This is a genomic window from Bythopirellula polymerisocia (genome assembly GCF_007860015.1).
GTDB classification, from domain to species: domain Bacteria; phylum Planctomycetota; class Planctomycetia; order Pirellulales; family Lacipirellulaceae; genus Bythopirellula; species Bythopirellula polymerisocia.
In genome coordinates this window covers 510,617-526,141 of the sequence record NZ_SJPS01000004.1, presented here as the reverse complement: position 1 = coordinate 526,141, position 15,525 = coordinate 510,617, and the positions used below count along the sequence as shown (strand labels likewise).

Sequence of the window (15,525 nt, the reverse complement as noted above, 5' to 3'; positions counted from 1 at the left end):
AAAGCTGGAATCCTAAAAGTGATAAACTCTAAAAGAGAATCTGTTGCGCATTCAGTCGCATTCTTTGTAGCCTGCGCACTAATACACTGTCAGACTTGTCAGGCTGAGAATCCTCCTAATCAAATATCAGAAGAATATTTTCAGGCATACGACAAGTGTCCGTTTTCTGTTTTGTCCAAAGACTATTTTGCCCGATTTAATCGAGATTGCGGTAGAGAACCTTCTGAGAAAGAGGTGTTGGTAGATAGGGATTGGCGAATTCTATATTCCAATAAATCGAATCCTCTTACAAGCTTGATGGCCAGCTACTTGAAGCAGTTTTTGAATGAACGCATGCAGCTTTCGGTATCGACTTCCGAAGTTGATGGATCAAGGATGAATTCGGAAAAGGCAATAATATTAATGGAGTCAGGAGGGGGAGATCCTGAAGTTTCTGAATCCTTTACGATAACAGCTAAGTCCGACAAAATTATTATTGCAGGTCAAGATTACAAAGGATTGCGTGATGGTATCGTAAGATTTGCAAGCCTTATAGGTCTTGAAAGGGCACCAGTTTTTGCCCTTGGAGAGCAGATTTTCAAGCCTCGAATAGCAATTCGCGTAAGTGATGTGCCTTGGATGGGTTCCTATCGAGATGTCATATTCGGGGGATTTAATGCGGTCATTCTTACAGGAAGTATTCGAGACGATGTCTTTGAAGCTGTTTCAGGGAACATTGGAAGTTTGCGTATGCTGTCACAAAGTGATGCCATTGCAGAATTGAAAAAGGATCAGGATCCAGCGGTCTTATCACGGTTAAAATGTCTCGCTAAAGGCGCCCGCGAGAATGGACTTAAGGTGTATATCTACCTTCATCTTAAGCCGAGGATACAAGCGGATGATCCGATCTTTCAAGCTCATCCGGAAATCCGTGGGGCTTTGATAGCCGATGGTCCGCCTTATGATAAATATCATCTTTGTACTTCACATCCATTGGTTCGTCAGTATTTGAGTGAAAGTGTGCAGAGCATTTTGAAGGAGATTCCATATATAGATGGGATAGTCATTATTGTCGGTGGTGAAGAGTTTCTCCATTGTTTTATGCGCCCCTATCAAGTGCCTGCAAGACATGAAACGAATTGCCAACGTTGTGATAAACGCGGCCTTGAGGCAGTTCTATCTGAATTGTGTGATTATCTCGGAGATGCTGCAAGACAGGTCAGTCCTAACGCAGAAGTTCTCGCCTGGCCTTATTCGGCGGTCCATTACTGGAATGGTCATCAAGATGACCGTGCTCAGTTAAAATTCATTGAGGCACTGAAACCTGGTACTGCATTGTTTACAGATGTAGTAAAGGATGATTATGTGGAAAAGCCAGGCGGTATCAGGAAATTGATGTGGGATTACAGCATCGATGAGCCGGGACCGGGGCAGCGGGTGTTCACACAGATAGAGGCTTGCCATTCAAAGAACAGGAAAATATACATCCACAGTGAGCCTGAGTTGGCTTTTGAGATATCACGTTTGCCTTATATAGCATCGATGGATCGGTGGGCACAGCGCGGCGAAGGCATTGCGGCAAGTCATGCTGACGGAGTATTTGTATGGTCATTTTTCAGACCTGATTTTGGTACAACTTCCCGTGAAGTATTTCAGCATTTCTGGTGGGAGTCCTCAGATACTGCCGAAGTGGTACTTGAAAAGCTGGCAGTAAGAATTGCAGGAAATGAGGCAGGACGCGAATTGCGAAAAGCGTGGAAACATACATCGGAAGCCGTTGGCTATTCACCTGTTATAGATGATTATTTGAGCGGCCCGATGTATTTAGGACCTGCTCATCCGATGTGTGCAGATCCAGAGGCACAATTGCCTGATGGTTTTGATTATGGTGTCTATAAATCCCCGGTGAAATCAGGTGTGTTCGAGTCAGATGTTAAAGGGCAAGAATTGTTCTTGAAGTATTTCAGGCAGATGGAGCAAGCTTTAGTTAAAGCCGTTGATGCAATTGATCGAGCTGAAAATCTTGTGCCCGAGGAACGACAGTTGAACTTTGAAGCTGAAGCGATGTCGGTTCGTTGGTTCTATCATGCGGCCAGAACCGCGGCAAACTTTCATGAATCTTGTATTTTGCGGGACAAGATCCTTCATCATATTTCCTCCAATTTGGAACCCAATGACCAGATTCAGCAAGATTACAAAAAATGGAGAGGAATTCTTATTGATGAAAAGCAAAACGCAGTGGAAGCATTACCTCTGATGAAAAAAGATATGCGTTTGGATTTTTATTATGGCCATAATGGTGTCGGAAAAGCTCCTCACAAGCATGGAACGGACATGATCAAAATGAAGATTGAATTGATAGACGATGAGATCACAGGATATCTGCCGGATATAGCAAAGAAGTTAAACTTAAGTATTTCGGGTTGAGTATATGTAGATACATGAATTGATATCCAAGGTGATAGGAAAAAGGCGACTCTGCAAATACGCAAAATGAAAGAAACTTGGAAAACAATTCATGCTGTCAACTATGATGATATTTATGAAGTGCCAAGCTTGGCCTTGTTTTCATTGAAATGCAATATCAGAAAGGAGGTAAAGGCCAGTTCCAAGAGTAGCCCTTTGTGCATATGAAGCACGACTCAATCGTCACTATACACGCGAGAGGAAGCCACGATGGACGCATGGACAATGTTTTGGGGCTGGCTACTAGTCATTGTGCTGCTGGTCTACGCCTTCCTGGCAATCGTCATCACGATCGGCGGATTCTTCGATGTCAAGATGATGTTCACCACCATGGTTGAGCAGCATAAGGAACGAATGACCGATGACGAATGACGACACTCCAACGGGGGATTTCATGAGTATATCTCTGATGCCGAGTTTCACACTTGGTGTCGTGGTATACTTGACAATCTCCACGCATCTCGCTGCCTGGGCAGAAGAATCTCTCCCTGTCGGTTCCCATCCGAAGGCTCTTGAAGCGTCTCATTTCCCAGACCGATTGCATGCGTTCGTATGGCGTAACTGGCAACTTATCGATCCCACTCGCATGGCCCAGACCGTAGGCACTTCTTCCAAGAACATTGAGGCCATCGCAAATTCGATGGGCTTGCCTGTGCCCGTATCGACATCCTCGACGATGCGGGAGCGCGGCTACATTACGCTCATTCGGCGCAACTGGCATTTGCTGCCATACGATCAATTGCTGAATCTATTGGAAATAAAACCCGAAGAGTTAGCGCACAATTTGAGGGAAGACGATTTTTTGTACCTCAAACTCGGTAGCCTGAAACCAAAATGCGAGCCACTGCAATACCAGGAACCGAACGAGGCGGCACAACTACGTGCTTCGGAAATCAAGCAGCTCGTGCAGAAGCAATTCGGAGATTTGTCAGAAACGGCTACGGAACCACGATTTCATTTCGTCGAAACTCTCAGCAGTATGGAGGGAACTAGCGAGTATGGAAACCACACGTCCATCGATCGGAACGACCCTCTGCGGATGGTCTATTCTTACTTCGGGCCTTTTGGCGATCCGCTGATTGACCCAAACATTGATCCAATTCCTGATGGAATGTTGGCAAGGTTGGCTGAGGTGGGTGTCAACGGCCTCTGGATGCACGTCATATTGCGGCAACTTGCACCGGGAGGAGCGGATTTTCCGGAGTTTGGCAATGGGCATCAGCAACGCCTGCACACACTAAAGAGACTTGTTAAGCAGGCAAAAAAGTATGGCATCGGCATTTATCTGTATGTGAACGAACCGCGGGCAATGCCCTCCGCTTTTTTCGATAACCGCCCTGAAATAGCAGGCATCCGTCAAGGCGATTTCTTGACTCTGTGTACTAGTAACCCTCGAGTTCGGAAGTGGCTCAGCGATTCGTTGGCCCATGTGTTTGGTGAAGTGCCCGACCTAGCTGGTGTCTTCACGATCACCGCCTCCGAAAATCTCACCAATTGTGCATCTGCCGGCGGACAGGCGGACTGTGTCCGCTGTCGCCGCCGCAGCCAGGCCGATATTGTCGCAGAGGTCAATGCGGCCGTCGAAGAGGGCGTACACCGTGGCAATCCCAACGCGCGTGTCATCGTTTGGGATTGGGGTTGGAACGGACATGGCGATGCAACCGACACCATCGCCAAGTTGCCCGAGAATGTCGAGTTCATGTCGGTCAGTGAATGGGCTTTGCCGATTGAACGGGGTGGCATTCGGAGTCACGTCGGAGAGTACAGTATGTCGGCTGTCGGGCCTGGTCCTCGGGCAAAGCGTCATTGGGCGTTGGCCAAGCAAAGGGGACTCAAGACAGTTGCCAAAGTGCAGTTCAACAATACCTGGGAGTTGTCCGCGATCCCCTTCTTGCCGGTGCTCGATTTGATTGCCGAGCACTGCGAGAATCTTGCCGATGCCGACGTCGATGGCACAATGCTGAGTTGGACGCTGGGAGGGTACCCCTCGCCGAATCTACAAGTGGCCCATCGATTTGCCACGCTGCCTGGAGCCAACCAAGAAACCGTGCTCAATACGATTGCGGCGGAGCGTTACGGGGCCAAGGCGGCTCCCCACGCTCGCAAGGCTTGGACCGCTTTCAGCGATGGTTTTCGCCGTTTTCCGTACTGTGGAAGTGTTCTCTACTTCGGCCCGCAGCAGATGGGACCATCCAACTTGCTTTACGAAAAGCCGACCGGCTACGCATCTACGATGGTAGGCATTCCTTACGACGATCTCGAAGGTTGGCGTGGCTTGTATCCTCCTACGGTGTTTGCCGAGCAGTTTGAGAAAGTCGCCCAAGGTTGGGCTGGAGGACTACTGCACTTTCAGAGAGCCGTGGATGCAACACCGAGTGAACATCGCAAAACAGCAGCATCAGACCTCAGCGTGGCCAGAGCGGCTTATCTGCATTTTGCCAGTATCGCCAACCAGGTGCGTTTTGTGATGGCACGCGATGCACTCAGCCAACCCAACGTGAGTGATGAGCAGCGATTGCAACTTCGCCGGCGAGTTCAGCAGATAATCAAAAGCGAAATTACGCTGGCTCGCGACTTGTATGTCGTTGCGAGCCAAGATTCGCGAATCGGTTACGAAGCATCAAATCACTATTTCTACCTTCCGCAAGATTTAGTGGAAAAAGTGATCAACTGCGAACTTCTCAAACGGAAATTTAGCGAGTAAGAGAGTTAGCGTAATGGTCCGTCGCTCGGCTTCTGCACCGGTCACAACTGGGGTCATAAGATTGTGGAATTCTCGTCTGCTACATGCGTCGACACTCGCGGGATTGGCGTTCCTCTACCGACATTCAAAGGGGTCGCGACATTCAAAGGGGTCGGGAGTCTTTATCAAACAATGAATCCCAACCTTTGAGTGATATTATGATCGCAAAAATTCTTCCAGTTCTTCATTGACCGCTGATAATCTTTTTCTGGGCGCTTCATCGGATTCTTGAAAACGAACTGCTTCAAGAATATTCAGAATAAAATACATGCCTTTATAGATAGCGATTCGAGCAGGGTCGCTGGTTTTCACTAAGTTCTCACCATAACCTTGCCAAAAAGTCTCTGGCACACCGTAAAGAATCAAGACCCAATCACTAGCCGGGTCGCCCCAAAAAGCCCGCTCCGCATCGAATACTGCCTTGATATGAATATCCGCGCCTGCTCCATCAATAATAACATTTCTTGGCCAGAGATCGCCGTGTAGCAGTTTTGCCGTTTCAACCTGATCCAATGTCTGAAAAAAATGCGGCAAGTAGCCGCGATAAGCCTCGACCTCTTCACAGTAAACACCGATTCGCCGGCAATCTTCGACCATGCCTTCAACATTAGCAGCAATAAACTGAGACCACCGACTATAACCTTCTAAAGGGGCAGGATAACCAAACTGTTCTCCACAACAATTGTGCAATATTCTGGCAAACGCACCGAGTTGCTTCCACAGCTCGGCGTTTTCTGCTTCAGTAAGCGAGGAGATAACCTCGTGCCAGAGCCTGCCCTGAATCCAACGCTGCAAAAAGGCATCCCGACCGTCTACTGTGAAAAATGAGAGATACTCAGGAATCAACGGACTGAGTGATTGCAATTGCTGGGAGATAGATTGCTCCCGCTGCATCAAAGAACGTTCACAATAAAAAACATCGGCACTCCCTACTGGCGCCACCTTTAAGATGTAGTCATTTTGTGATGTGTTCACACGGTAAGTATTATTGAACAGGCCGGCTTTCAGTTCCGTCACCTGAGTAATTGTTTCGTTGGTTAGCACATGGTTTAGCTGCAACAATAGATCCTGTTCATTGACAGGCTGTTGAAATGCTGACCCATCTCGTGCTACTTGATGTATTTCCACAGTCCGCCCCATTTGTTCTTTCTATCAAGGCATCGATCGGAGACAAATCGAAACGCGTCGATTTTGAGTTGCTATAGTTTAACCTGCTTCGGAGGTTCACGGCATACGACACGAGTTGGCCAGGAGAATTGCAAAGTCGAAAATTTTGCCGATAAAAAATGGCCACAGAGATCTCAGAGCATAGAAAACAAGGAATTCTCAGTGCTCTCGGTGTTCTCTGTGGCTAGGCTATCTTTGGGTTTTCTGACTTTGCAGTTTTCCTGAGTTGGCTTCTCCGCTCGTTTTTGGCCACCAAACATGCTATAGTGGACGTCTGTATATATGCCCTCTACGAAAGCGGTCAGCTTTCAGACTTCAGCCGGAATTACAAGGCTGGCGCATCATTGGCTGGCTAATTGCATGAAGTTTTCTAAGGAGCCATTCTCACAGCACGGTACCTAGCCGCAACCACAATTAATGGAACAGGAGATAACGAAGCTAACAGAGATCAATGAAGAAAGAACACTTATCTTCGCTAATCCTCACTAATTAGATTAGCGCTGATTAGCGTAGATCAGTGTTCCGATTTCTATCTTTTCCATTTCCTCCGTTTTCTCTGTAACCTCATGTTCAATAAATTTATGCAAGCTGAGAAGATTTGTGTCGTTAGCAACACGGATACACCAAGTCGTCCACCAGGGCGCCCTAGGGCGCTCGCTGATCCACACAAGCGGCGCGAAATCTGTTCGTTGATTGGAATCGGCGCAGGGTTCGACGAGGCGGCGCGGCACGTCGGTTGCTCGGTGGCCACCATTCGCCGTGAAGCCAACCGCGATCCTCTCTTTGCTGAGCAGTTGGCCGTCGCGGAAACGGCTGCTGGGTTGTCTCCGCTACGCGCACTACGATCGGCCGCCAGTACCAACTGGCGGGCCGCTGCCTGGCTTTTGGAGCGGACCTGTCCGGAACGATTTGCCCGCCGCAAGCCGGAGTTACTCCAGCCGAGCGAGGTCCGCACCATGCTTGATGAGATCGCCAGTATCATGGCTGACGAAATCACAAACAAAGCCGAGCTCAAGAATATGTGCCAGCGGCTCGACGAGTTGCAGAAAGCGCGTTTCGGCCAATACCGCTCAGCGCTGCAGGGGGACCCAGCACCGAAGTCGGCCGAGCAGCGCTATTACGAGAAGTTGCAGCGCGATATCGATGAATATTTCGGCGGATGCATGAAGGATATCAGCGACAGAGATGTTGAGGCAGCCATCGCAGGAATTGAGGCCAGCGATCGTCGCCGCGAATCGCAGGAAGCTGAGCAGGCGAAGAATAGTTTTGTTATACAAAACTCACAAAACTCGAAGGAGGTGGGATCCGCGTAAGCCTTGGTCCCCTAACGAGTTACAGCATTTAGAACCGGCGACGAAATGGCGAGTTTTGTTTTGTAAAAAAAGTTTTTAACAAAACGAACGGGACAAAACTCCTGCCGCGGTGCGCTAGTTCGAACAAAGATGCTGGCGGTATGCAACTCGCGGCCGGTCCGGCGGGGCCGTTCACCGGATGAACCAGAATTGTTTTTAGTTTGTTTCACAAGTTAAGACCTTCAGTTTTATATGACAAGTTTGACTCACTCCCCACCCCCCTGCACCAGCGTCTCGTTCCACTCCACCGCGAGCATTTGGCAGTTGATCCCCGAACCGATTCCCATGAGAGCCACGTTGTCGCCACTGGCGACATGCCCCGCCTCGGCGGCAAGTGCCAACGTGAGCGGCAAGGCAGCAGCCCCCGTGTTGCCAAGAGTCTCGAACGTGGAGAAATCGATATTCGGGTCCAAACCCAGTGATTGAAAGAGCAACTTGCGATGGGCAACTCCTACTTGGTGACAGATAGTCTTGTCAATCGAAGCATGAGTCCACTCAGTTTCGGTAAGAAATTTTTTGAACGTCGCAGTACCAGCAGCCACGCCTTGTTGCATAAGTTGCTCGCTGTCGGTGTGCATAAAGGTTTCCAAACCTTCGCTGCGACAAAGTTGGTGGTGAGACGTATCGGCCAGCACCGAGGCAGTGGTGAGTCGGTTCTGGGAGCGACTGATCGATTCATCGCACAGCAGCACCGCCACACTTCCCGAGCCGATCGTAAGCGATGCCACGAGTTGCTTTATGCTCTGGCGAGTCAACGATTGGTCGGCATTAAGGCGCTCAACCGTGTTCTCCACCAGTTGTCGACCACTTTCGGTTCCTACCACTAACCCGGCCTTGATTTGCCCCAGCTCAATCATGTTGGCTAATTGGATGATGCCTGTGAGAATACCCAGACAGGCATTCGAGACGTCACATATTAGGCAGCCGGCTGGAAGCCCCAAAGCGTGATGGACTGAACAGGCCGTGGCTGGCTCCAGAAAATCGCGACACACTGACCCATGCACCAAACCTCCGATAAGATGTCGATCGATCCCACTAGCGAGTATGGCCTGTTCACCGCTTTGCTGGCTTACACTACCTGGAGACGTGCCTGGAGCAAAGAAACGCCGTTCGCGAATACCGGTCATCAATTCCAAGCGCCCTGCGGGAAGCCGCAGACGCTCATAAACAGGGGCCAACTGTTGCTCCAGCTCGTCGGTTGTCACCACCTCACGCGGCAGCGTATAACCCAAGGATTCCAGGCAGACCCGTTGATAACGCATGTATTATTACCGCTGAATTCTCGCGGGTAGACTTGTCACTCTGATAGTTCACGATACAGTGGGCCGAGTCGAGCGACAACCGCTGCGAATAACCCCCTTAATTGAAGAAAAGCTGGTGCTCAACAAATCGAATTCGACCCGACGTGATTGGATCGCTATCGCCGTAGGCTTGGTGCTACCGACCTTGGTAACGCTCGCCTATTTCATCCTGGCTGCCAGCGCTTCGCCGCAAGTCCAACAACTCACCTACGGGATTGCCAAGACAGGCCAGTTCCTGTTCCCCGTCATGTGGGTCATGTTGATTCAACGGCATAGGCCCAAAGTATGGCCTTGGTCAGCAAAAGGTTTGCTCTTCGGCATCATCTTCGGCCTCTTCGTTGCCGGGATTATGTTATTGGCTTATAGATTTGTCCTACGATCCGCACCGTTCTTTCTCTCTGCCGCCAATGAGATACGCGAGAAAATCGATGGTATCGACATTGGTTCTCCTACTATTTTTGCAGCGGTCGGCGTTTTCTATAGCCTGATTCATTCGCTGCTGGAGGAGTATTATTGGCGGTGGTTTGTCTTTGGTCAGTTGAGCGAACGAACTTCACTGATAAAGGCAATCGTCTTCTCATCGCTCGGTTTCATGGCTCATCATGTGCTGGTGATCGGTACGTATTTCGGCTTTTTATCGCCCATCACATGGTTGTTTTCGTTCGGTGTTGCAATAGGCGGCGGGGTATGGGCTTGGCTCTATCACCGTACCGGCTCACTTTTGGGTCCCTGGACCAGCCATTTATTGGTCGATGCGGCGATTTTTGCCATCGGGTATCAAATAGCATTCCAAATTCCGACAAATTGACCATTTTTGAACATTTGAATGAGCACCCGGAAACCACAGCATGTAGTGCTAGCAAGCGAGCCTTTAACGCAATATATGTTATTTACTTGCCTTTATCGGCAACTCGTCTAGGTTCGTAACCACGACTTGCATCTCTCACTAGCCGAGTGACAACGGCAAAGATCCAAAAGGAGTACTTTAAAGCGAAGCAATAGGGACAACGCTCGGCGGTGCATGGAAACGTGCTTTAGCCGGGTTGGCTTCTGGTGTTATGGATTCTTGCAGGTACCAAGGAAGGTACAGACGCGGTTTGAAGCATCTCTTCTCCCGTGGATACCTGTCAGCGACCCTGATCTAACGGCCGTGTTGGTGGATTTCTACCTTGATAGGATAGTCGATAGAACTCCCCAATAGTTTCTATTCTCTCGCTGGAACTCCGTTGCGGAATTAGGAAAAACGTGGCGCATTATGCGTCAGAAAGGGAGTGCGAAGCGATGACAAAGCCCGTAATTGGCATGAACGCCGATTTTCGATCGGCCAAGGGAGAGACGCCTGCTTATTCATGTGTCGCGGCCGGTTATTACGATGCCATCATCAATGTAGGAGGGATTCCTGTTATTCTCCCCCCATATGAGTGTGTAGAGGATATTGAGACAGTCCTTGATCGACTCGATGGGGTGATGCTCGTCGGAGGTGCTGATTTGGATCCACGCCGTGATGGCTGGATGCTTCATCCCACCATTCAATTGCAAGACTCACGCCGCGAATCGTTTGATCGCTGTATGATGCGATTAGTCTCAGAGCGACGCATGCCTATGTTCGGCATCGGTGCCGGCATGCAATTGCTCAACGTGTCACAGGGAGGCAATCTGATGTTGCACATCCCTGATGACCGTCCCAATGCCTTGCCTCACAAAGATCCACTCGACCCAGCGCACCGCCATACCTTGGAGTTAGTACCTGGCACAATCATGGAACGGGTATACGGAGATGGCGAGCTACGCGTAAACAGCATGCATCACATGGCCGTGGACGAAGTTGCCCCTGGTTTCAAGGTCTCCGCAATCTGCCCAGATGGCATCGTTGAGGCGATCGAAAGCACCATGTCCGATTGGTTTGCCATGGGAACCCAGTTCCATCCCGAGGCGAGCACCGCTTCGGCACTCGATGTGCGGATATTTGAAGAGTTCATTCTTGGAGTTGCTGAATTCCAAGGTGCCGTTCGTTTAGTTGCTTGATGAGTGTTGAGTTTTGCCCCGGGCCACCAGCTTTTCTAAAGCTGATCCCGTAAAGTGGCTGGGGCTCTCGTCTCGTAGGATGCGAGCCAACGACCCAGGGCCTGACATTGGCAACGGACGCCAATGTCAGGCCGGTTTTATTTGACTTAGAAATTTCGGACCTTTTCACTTGTCCAAGATTCGCAAGAACTCTCGCATCCAGGCTGGATTGGCTGGCCAGGCGGGGGCCGAGACCAAGTTGCCATCCACGCACACGCTGTCGAACTCGGCACTTGGCGGATCCCAAATCGCTCCGGCGCGTTCTAACTCCGGGCGCAGGGTTGGATACGCTTGGCAACGTCGTCCACCTACTACTCCTGCGGCACTCAATAGGTATGGGCCGTGGCATGTGACGGCGAGGGGTTTCCCTTTGGTAGCAAAGTGCCGCACGATCTCTAGAACCTGTTCATTGAGTTGCAAGTACTCAGGAGATCGTCCCCCCGGGATGACTAACCCGTCGTAATCATCGGGTACTATGCGTTCAAAATTAGTTGTGATCGCAAAGTTGTGTCCCCACTTTTCACTGTAGGTTTGGTGCCCTTCGAAGTCGTGAATCGCCGTGACTACGTGGCTTCCAACTGGTTTGTCAGGACACACAGTGTCGACTTGATGCCCGACCATCTGCAAAATCTGCAGGGGTACCATAGCCTCGTAATCTTCAACAAAATCGCCAACCAACAGGAGAATATGTTTGCTCGACATGGTTTAGCCTCACATGATTTGCAAGAGACAAGGTTAGTCAATCTGCGTGATAGAGGATACTTGGCATGCGTTGAATCTCGCCCTTCTCATCGATGCATGCGATCGTGCTTTTCCCTTCTGCCAATAGCACCCCGCCTCGAAGGACACGGTAGCTGTGATCAATCCGGGCGGCGGTAGCCCTTTCGACAGTCGTGTCGATTTGCAGAGTGTCACCGAACTTTGCGGGAGCGATGTATCGGGCAGAGATACTATGGACGACCAAAAAAATCCCCTGGCGTTCCAGTTCCGCATAGTCATGCCCCAGTGCCTTGAGCATCTGCACCCGCGCTAGCTCAAAATACTGGAAATAGTTTGCGTGATGGACGATTCCTTGCCCGTCAGTCTCGTAGTAGCGGACCTCAATATCAATCGTATGTTGCATGGTTTAATAGGGCATGACGCGGTCAAGGTGCAGTGGAACCAGGCGGCAAATCGGCCTGCTGGGCATCTTACACGACCTCAGGGCAGACTCACTACCGCTAATTGCCTTACGTTGCAATTCTATGGCGAGAACTCTATACTACGCCGGGATTTACTGGCCGTTGAAGATGATTTTCTGACCTTGAATTACGGCGAATTTGGCAGCGCCGGTGTACGATTTCGAAGGAGACTAATCGATGAGTTCCATGAGCACAGGCGACGGCTCAGGAGTCGGATTCTCGACCCTACGGGGGCGCGACTACCCCTCGATTCGACAATTCACGGTCTTTCTGGAGAATCGTGTCGGTCAGCTTCTCGAAGTCGTACGCCGCTTTGAAGGGAGCCATGTCCGTATCGTGGCACTCACGATATCCGATTCGGCAGAGTGCGCAGTCGTCCGGTTCCTGTTGAGCGATCCCGAACAAGGGCGTGAAGTGCTCGAGCGTGCAGGCTTGGCGATCGTGGAGTCCGACCTCATTGGCGTGGAGTTGCCCGACAGTCCTCAGCCCTTGCTGCAAGTATGCACCGCCTTGCTCCAAGCAGAGATCAACATTTCGCAGGTGTATCCTTTATTAACTCGACCGCATAATAGCCCCGTGGTGGCTTTGATGGTCGATAATATCGATCTGGCCAATGAAACCCTGGCATCCAAGGGATTTAAAACGATCAATGAAGATGATCTTAAAGAAACGGACTGATTCAACCCTTCAAGATTGGTCATTGGGCATTCGTCATTGAAAAATTTCCGTCTCTTGCAATCGAAGCAACTAAATCTCCGACGTACTCAATTTTTAAAGTTACATTAGGACCCGCCGCCCCATGGCCATCCAAGTTATTTGTCCCGGTTGTCACACTCGCTTCAAGGTCGGGGACGAGCACGCAGGTAAATCGGGCGCCTGCCCCAAGTGCAAAGGGGAAATCAAGATTCCTGAGCTTGGGGATGAAGTCGTCATTCATGCCCCGGAAATGGAAGCGGGAGCCAAGGATGCCAAAGGCCGCAATGTACTCAAACCGATCAAGCGCAAAGAAACCAAGTTCAGCACCAATATCTTTGTGATGGTCGCGGGTGGGGTGCTGCTAAGCGTCGTCATTGCTTTCCTGCTCGGTCGAAGCGATATAAAAGATACCTGGGTCTTGGCCCTGGGAGCAATTCTCTTGGGTCCACCTTTGGCGTATGCGGGCTATACCTTTCTCCGCGACGACGAACTTGGCGTTTACCAAGGGACCGATGTCCTTATTCGCTCACTCGCGTGTGGATGGGTGTATGCCTTGCTTTGGGGGGTCTATGTGTACGTCGGCTGGAACGTGTTCGGCGAAGATGCCTTCAAGTCGGGTCTGGAAATGCTCCACTTAAGCATCTTGTCTGGTCTGGTGATGGGAATTGGAACCTTCGCTGCTTATGTTTCGTTTGACCTAGAACCTATTTCTGCCTTTTTCCACTACGCTCTCTATTTCCTTGTCACCGTTCTGCTACGTTTTGTCATGGACCTGCCGTTCCTGCCCGGAATGAAAGACTGAACCTTACCGATGGATACGCTGCGCGACCTCCCCGAAATTGCGGCTCTGCGCAGTGGCCATGGCCTGGTGAGGATTCCTCCTGAATTGGACGTGCCGCTCACTGACCGAGTCAAGCAGTTGATCGATAGCCCCGAGTTTCGTCGCTTGGGCCAAGTTAGCCAACTTGGCCTGGTAGGCTTAGTTTACCCGGCAGCCAATCACACGCGATTCGAGCATTCTCTGGGTGTCTATCGCATGGCGCTCTTGTTCCTGGATCGTCTGGCCGACGATCCCCGCTTTGTCGCCTCCGTTACTCCGCGGGATGCCGAACGGTTTCTCGTGGCAGCCTTGCTGCATGACTTGGGACATTGGCCTTTCTGCCACCCCATTGAAGACATTTCTTTGCCACGCGTCCCCAGCCACGAATTGTTTGCCAACAGTTTCCTGCTGGAAGGAGAAATCTCAGACACTCTGCGAGACGAATGGGATATTCAGCCACGTGAAGTCGTCGAATTACTCTCCGGCAAACCAAAAGACCGAGCGAGTCGCATCCTCCAAAGTTTGCTTTCCGGTCCCATCGATGTGGACAAGCTCGATTATCTCATGCGTGACAGCTTGCACGCCGGCGTACCGTATGGTCGTAATTTCGACCAACCTCGTCTCATCCAATCGCTTTGCCTGAATGAATCGGGTGATGGCTTGGCGATTACCGACAAAGGGAAGACTGCTGCAGAGATGATGGTCTTCGCTCGCTATGTCATGTTCAGCGAAGTCTATTGGCACCATGCCGTGCGATCGGCAACAGCCATGCTACAAAGGGCCTTTGTGATGTTGCATCCTCTGCTGGACACAGACACCGTGTTTCGCATGACTGAGCGTCCCCTGATCGATGCTTTGGTAAACGCTGCCGGTGATGGTCCTGCCCGCGAATTGCTGGACGGTTTGTTCGGGCCAGTACGTCGCCTCTACAAACGCGTGACGCAGTATAGCCTCTTCCAGGAACCGCAGCTCTATCAGCGTCTGGCCCGCAAACCGTATCCCTGGTTGATTCATTGTGCAGAAAACTTTGCAGGCCTGGCGAGTACCGCTCTGTCGCGAATTGTCGCTCCGCATGAAGTGTTGTTCGATGCTCCACCGGTAAAACTGGAAGTGGAATTTCAGATCGATGTGCACTTCCCCAAGGAACATTGCTTTCGCCGACTGGGGGATATTTCTCCGGTTGTAAAAACTCTGGCGCGGGAGCAATTTGACGACTATGTGAAGCGCGTGCGCGTGTTCGCTCATCCCAGGGTGGCTGATGATTTGCAATCTTTGCCACGGCTACCTGAGCTAATCGCCGAAGCGGCCGAACTAACGGGCTGATTGCTTCACTTACCGGTGGGGCAGGTGCAGAACTCGCCGGCGACTAGCGCCTCGCTGCGTAAAACCAACAATCTTTGCTCGCTTCTGCGCACCGCGGCGGGGGTTTTGTCACGGTTATTTCGTAGAAAACTTTTTTTACAAAACAAAACCCCCTCCTTTTCTAGCAGTCACGCTCGCTTCAACTCACTGGCAGGCAACGACTTACGCAGCAGACGACTGTTGTTGTTTTTGGGAGTTTTGTAAAACAAAACTCGACTCCCCCGTGACAAAACCCCATGTGCTTCGTGTCCTCGAAGTGTTGACGACAACCGACGTATCCCTAGCCCAGTCGCTGCGAGCGAGGTGGCTACCTGAGCTAGGGAAGAAATGGTTCGATTGTGAAAGATCTGCGCAGCACCAACGTGGGCTACGGCAACTTATGCAAGGCAGAGTC

The 15,525-nt window shown here is 50.7% G+C and carries 13 protein-coding genes; 9 read left to right on the top strand and 4 right to left on the bottom strand.

The window, feature by feature from the left end; genetic code table 11:
* The first annotated feature begins 18 nt into the window (after positions 1-18).
* The 3 genes from Pla144_RS14940 to Pla144_RS14935 all read left to right on the top strand — a co-directional run bounded on the left by Pla144_RS14940 (position 19) and on the right by Pla144_RS14935 (position 5,149).
* Positions 19-2,406 carry a hypothetical protein gene (locus Pla144_RS14940; RefSeq protein ID WP_146451477.1) on the top strand — a complete coding sequence of 796 codons (2,388 nt, stop codon included), beginning with the start codon at positions 19-21 and terminating at the stop codon, positions 2,404-2,406.
* Between the two features lie 249 nt (positions 2,407-2,655).
* Positions 2,656-2,817 carry a hypothetical protein gene (locus Pla144_RS24655; RefSeq protein ID WP_197530710.1) on the top strand — a complete coding sequence of 54 codons (162 nt, stop codon included), beginning with the start codon at positions 2,656-2,658 and terminating at the stop codon, positions 2,815-2,817.
* Entirely contained in the window at positions 2,807-5,149 is a 2,343-nt protein-coding gene (locus tag Pla144_RS14935) for a hypothetical protein (RefSeq protein WP_197530709.1), read from the top strand. The genes Pla144_RS24655 and Pla144_RS14935 overlap by 11 nt, the downstream gene beginning before the upstream one ends.
* Before the next feature lie 195 nt (positions 5,150-5,344).
* Here the strand turns inward: Pla144_RS14935 and Pla144_RS14930 are convergent, their stop codons facing one another.
* Complete coding sequence (locus Pla144_RS14930; RefSeq protein WP_197530708.1) at positions 5,345-6,316, bottom strand: phosphotransferase family protein; 972 nt, start codon at positions 6,314-6,316, stop codon at positions 5,345-5,347.
* 605 nt (positions 6,317-6,921) lie between these two features.
* On the opposite strand from Pla144_RS14930, the gene Pla144_RS14925 reads away from it, so the two are divergent.
* A complete protein-coding gene (locus Pla144_RS14925; RefSeq protein ID WP_146451475.1) occupies positions 6,922-7,668 on the top strand; it encodes a hypothetical protein in 747 nt (248 codons plus the stop codon).
* Positions 7,669-7,913: 245 nt separating this feature from the next.
* Here the strand turns inward: Pla144_RS14925 and Pla144_RS14920 are convergent, their stop codons facing one another.
* On the bottom strand, positions 7,914-8,969 hold the full coding sequence (locus Pla144_RS14920; RefSeq protein ID WP_146451474.1) for a 3-oxoacyl-ACP synthase III: 1,056 nt from the start codon (positions 8,967-8,969) through the stop codon (positions 7,914-7,916).
* A 184-nt stretch (positions 8,970-9,153) separates the two neighbouring features.
* Here Pla144_RS14920 and Pla144_RS14915 point away from each other — a divergent pair, with 184 nt between their 5' ends.
* A complete protein-coding gene (locus Pla144_RS14915) occupies positions 9,154-9,816 on the top strand; it encodes a CPBP family intramembrane glutamic endopeptidase (RefSeq protein WP_146451473.1) in 663 nt (220 codons plus the stop codon).
* A 473-nt stretch (positions 9,817-10,289) separates the two neighbouring features.
* Positions 10,290-11,033 carry a gamma-glutamyl-gamma-aminobutyrate hydrolase family protein gene (locus tag Pla144_RS14910; RefSeq protein ID WP_146451472.1) on the top strand — a complete coding sequence of 248 codons (744 nt, stop codon included), beginning with the start codon at positions 10,290-10,292 and terminating at the stop codon, positions 11,031-11,033.
* Between the two features lie 165 nt (positions 11,034-11,198).
* Here the strand turns inward: Pla144_RS14910 and Pla144_RS14905 are convergent, their stop codons facing one another.
* Together Pla144_RS14905 and Pla144_RS14900 are read right to left on the bottom strand one after the other, a co-directional pair.
* The gene (locus Pla144_RS14905; protein WP_146451471.1) at positions 11,199-11,774 is read right to left on the bottom strand and encodes a DJ-1/PfpI family protein; all 576 of its coding nucleotides are present in this window, start codon (positions 11,772-11,774) and stop codon (positions 11,199-11,201) included.
* 37 nt (positions 11,775-11,811) lie between these two features.
* On the bottom strand, positions 11,812-12,195 hold the full coding sequence (locus Pla144_RS14900; RefSeq protein ID WP_146451470.1) for an acyl-CoA thioesterase: 384 nt from the start codon (positions 12,193-12,195) through the stop codon (positions 11,812-11,814).
* 244 nt (positions 12,196-12,439) lie between these two features.
* Between Pla144_RS14900 and Pla144_RS14895 the strand changes: the two genes are divergently transcribed.
* From Pla144_RS14895 to Pla144_RS14885, 3 genes are all read left to right on the top strand, one after another.
* Complete coding sequence (locus Pla144_RS14895; protein WP_146451699.1) at positions 12,440-12,931, top strand: acetolactate synthase; 492 nt, start codon at positions 12,440-12,442, stop codon at positions 12,929-12,931.
* Between the two features lie 121 nt (positions 12,932-13,052).
* Positions 13,053-13,751, top strand: a complete 699-nt coding sequence (locus Pla144_RS14890) for a hypothetical protein (RefSeq protein WP_146451469.1) — start codon at positions 13,053-13,055, stop codon at positions 13,749-13,751.
* A 9-nt stretch (positions 13,752-13,760) separates the two neighbouring features.
* On the top strand, positions 13,761-15,092 hold the full coding sequence (locus Pla144_RS14885) for an HD domain-containing protein (RefSeq protein ID WP_146451468.1): 1,332 nt from the start codon (positions 13,761-13,763) through the stop codon (positions 15,090-15,092).
* Positions 15,093-15,525: the final 433 nt, after the last annotated feature.

Bases quoted from the DNA above. Each gene is read 5' to 3' on its own strand.
- Pla144_RS14885 (WP_146451468.1), top strand. From the start codon at position 13,761: ATGGATACGCTGCGCGACCTCCCCGAAATTGCGGCTCTGCGCAGTGGC.
- Pla144_RS14890 (WP_146451469.1), top strand. From the start codon at position 13,053: ATGGCCATCCAAGTTATTTGTCCCGGTTGTCACACTCGCTTCAAGGTC.
- Pla144_RS14910 (WP_146451472.1), top strand. From the start codon at position 10,290: ATGACAAAGCCCGTAATTGGCATGAACGCCGATTTTCGATCGGCCAAG.
- Pla144_RS14895 (WP_146451699.1), top strand. From the start codon at position 12,440: ATGAGCACAGGCGACGGCTCAGGAGTCGGATTCTCGACCCTACGGGGG.
- Pla144_RS14905 (WP_146451471.1), bottom strand. From the start codon at position 11,774: ATGTCGAGCAAACATATTCTCCTGTTGGTTGGCGATTTTGTTGAAGAT.
- Pla144_RS24655 (WP_197530710.1), top strand. From the start codon at position 2,656: ATGGACGCATGGACAATGTTTTGGGGCTGGCTACTAGTCATTGTGCTG.
- Pla144_RS14920 (WP_146451474.1), bottom strand. From the start codon at position 8,969: ATGCGTTATCAACGGGTCTGCCTGGAATCCTTGGGTTATACGCTGCCG.
- Pla144_RS14925 (WP_146451475.1), top strand. From the start codon at position 6,922: ATGTTCAATAAATTTATGCAAGCTGAGAAGATTTGTGTCGTTAGCAAC.
- Pla144_RS14900 (WP_146451470.1), bottom strand. From the start codon at position 12,195: ATGCAACATACGATTGATATTGAGGTCCGCTACTACGAGACTGACGGG.
- Pla144_RS14935 (WP_197530709.1), top strand. From the start codon at position 2,807: ATGACGAATGACGACACTCCAACGGGGGATTTCATGAGTATATCTCTG.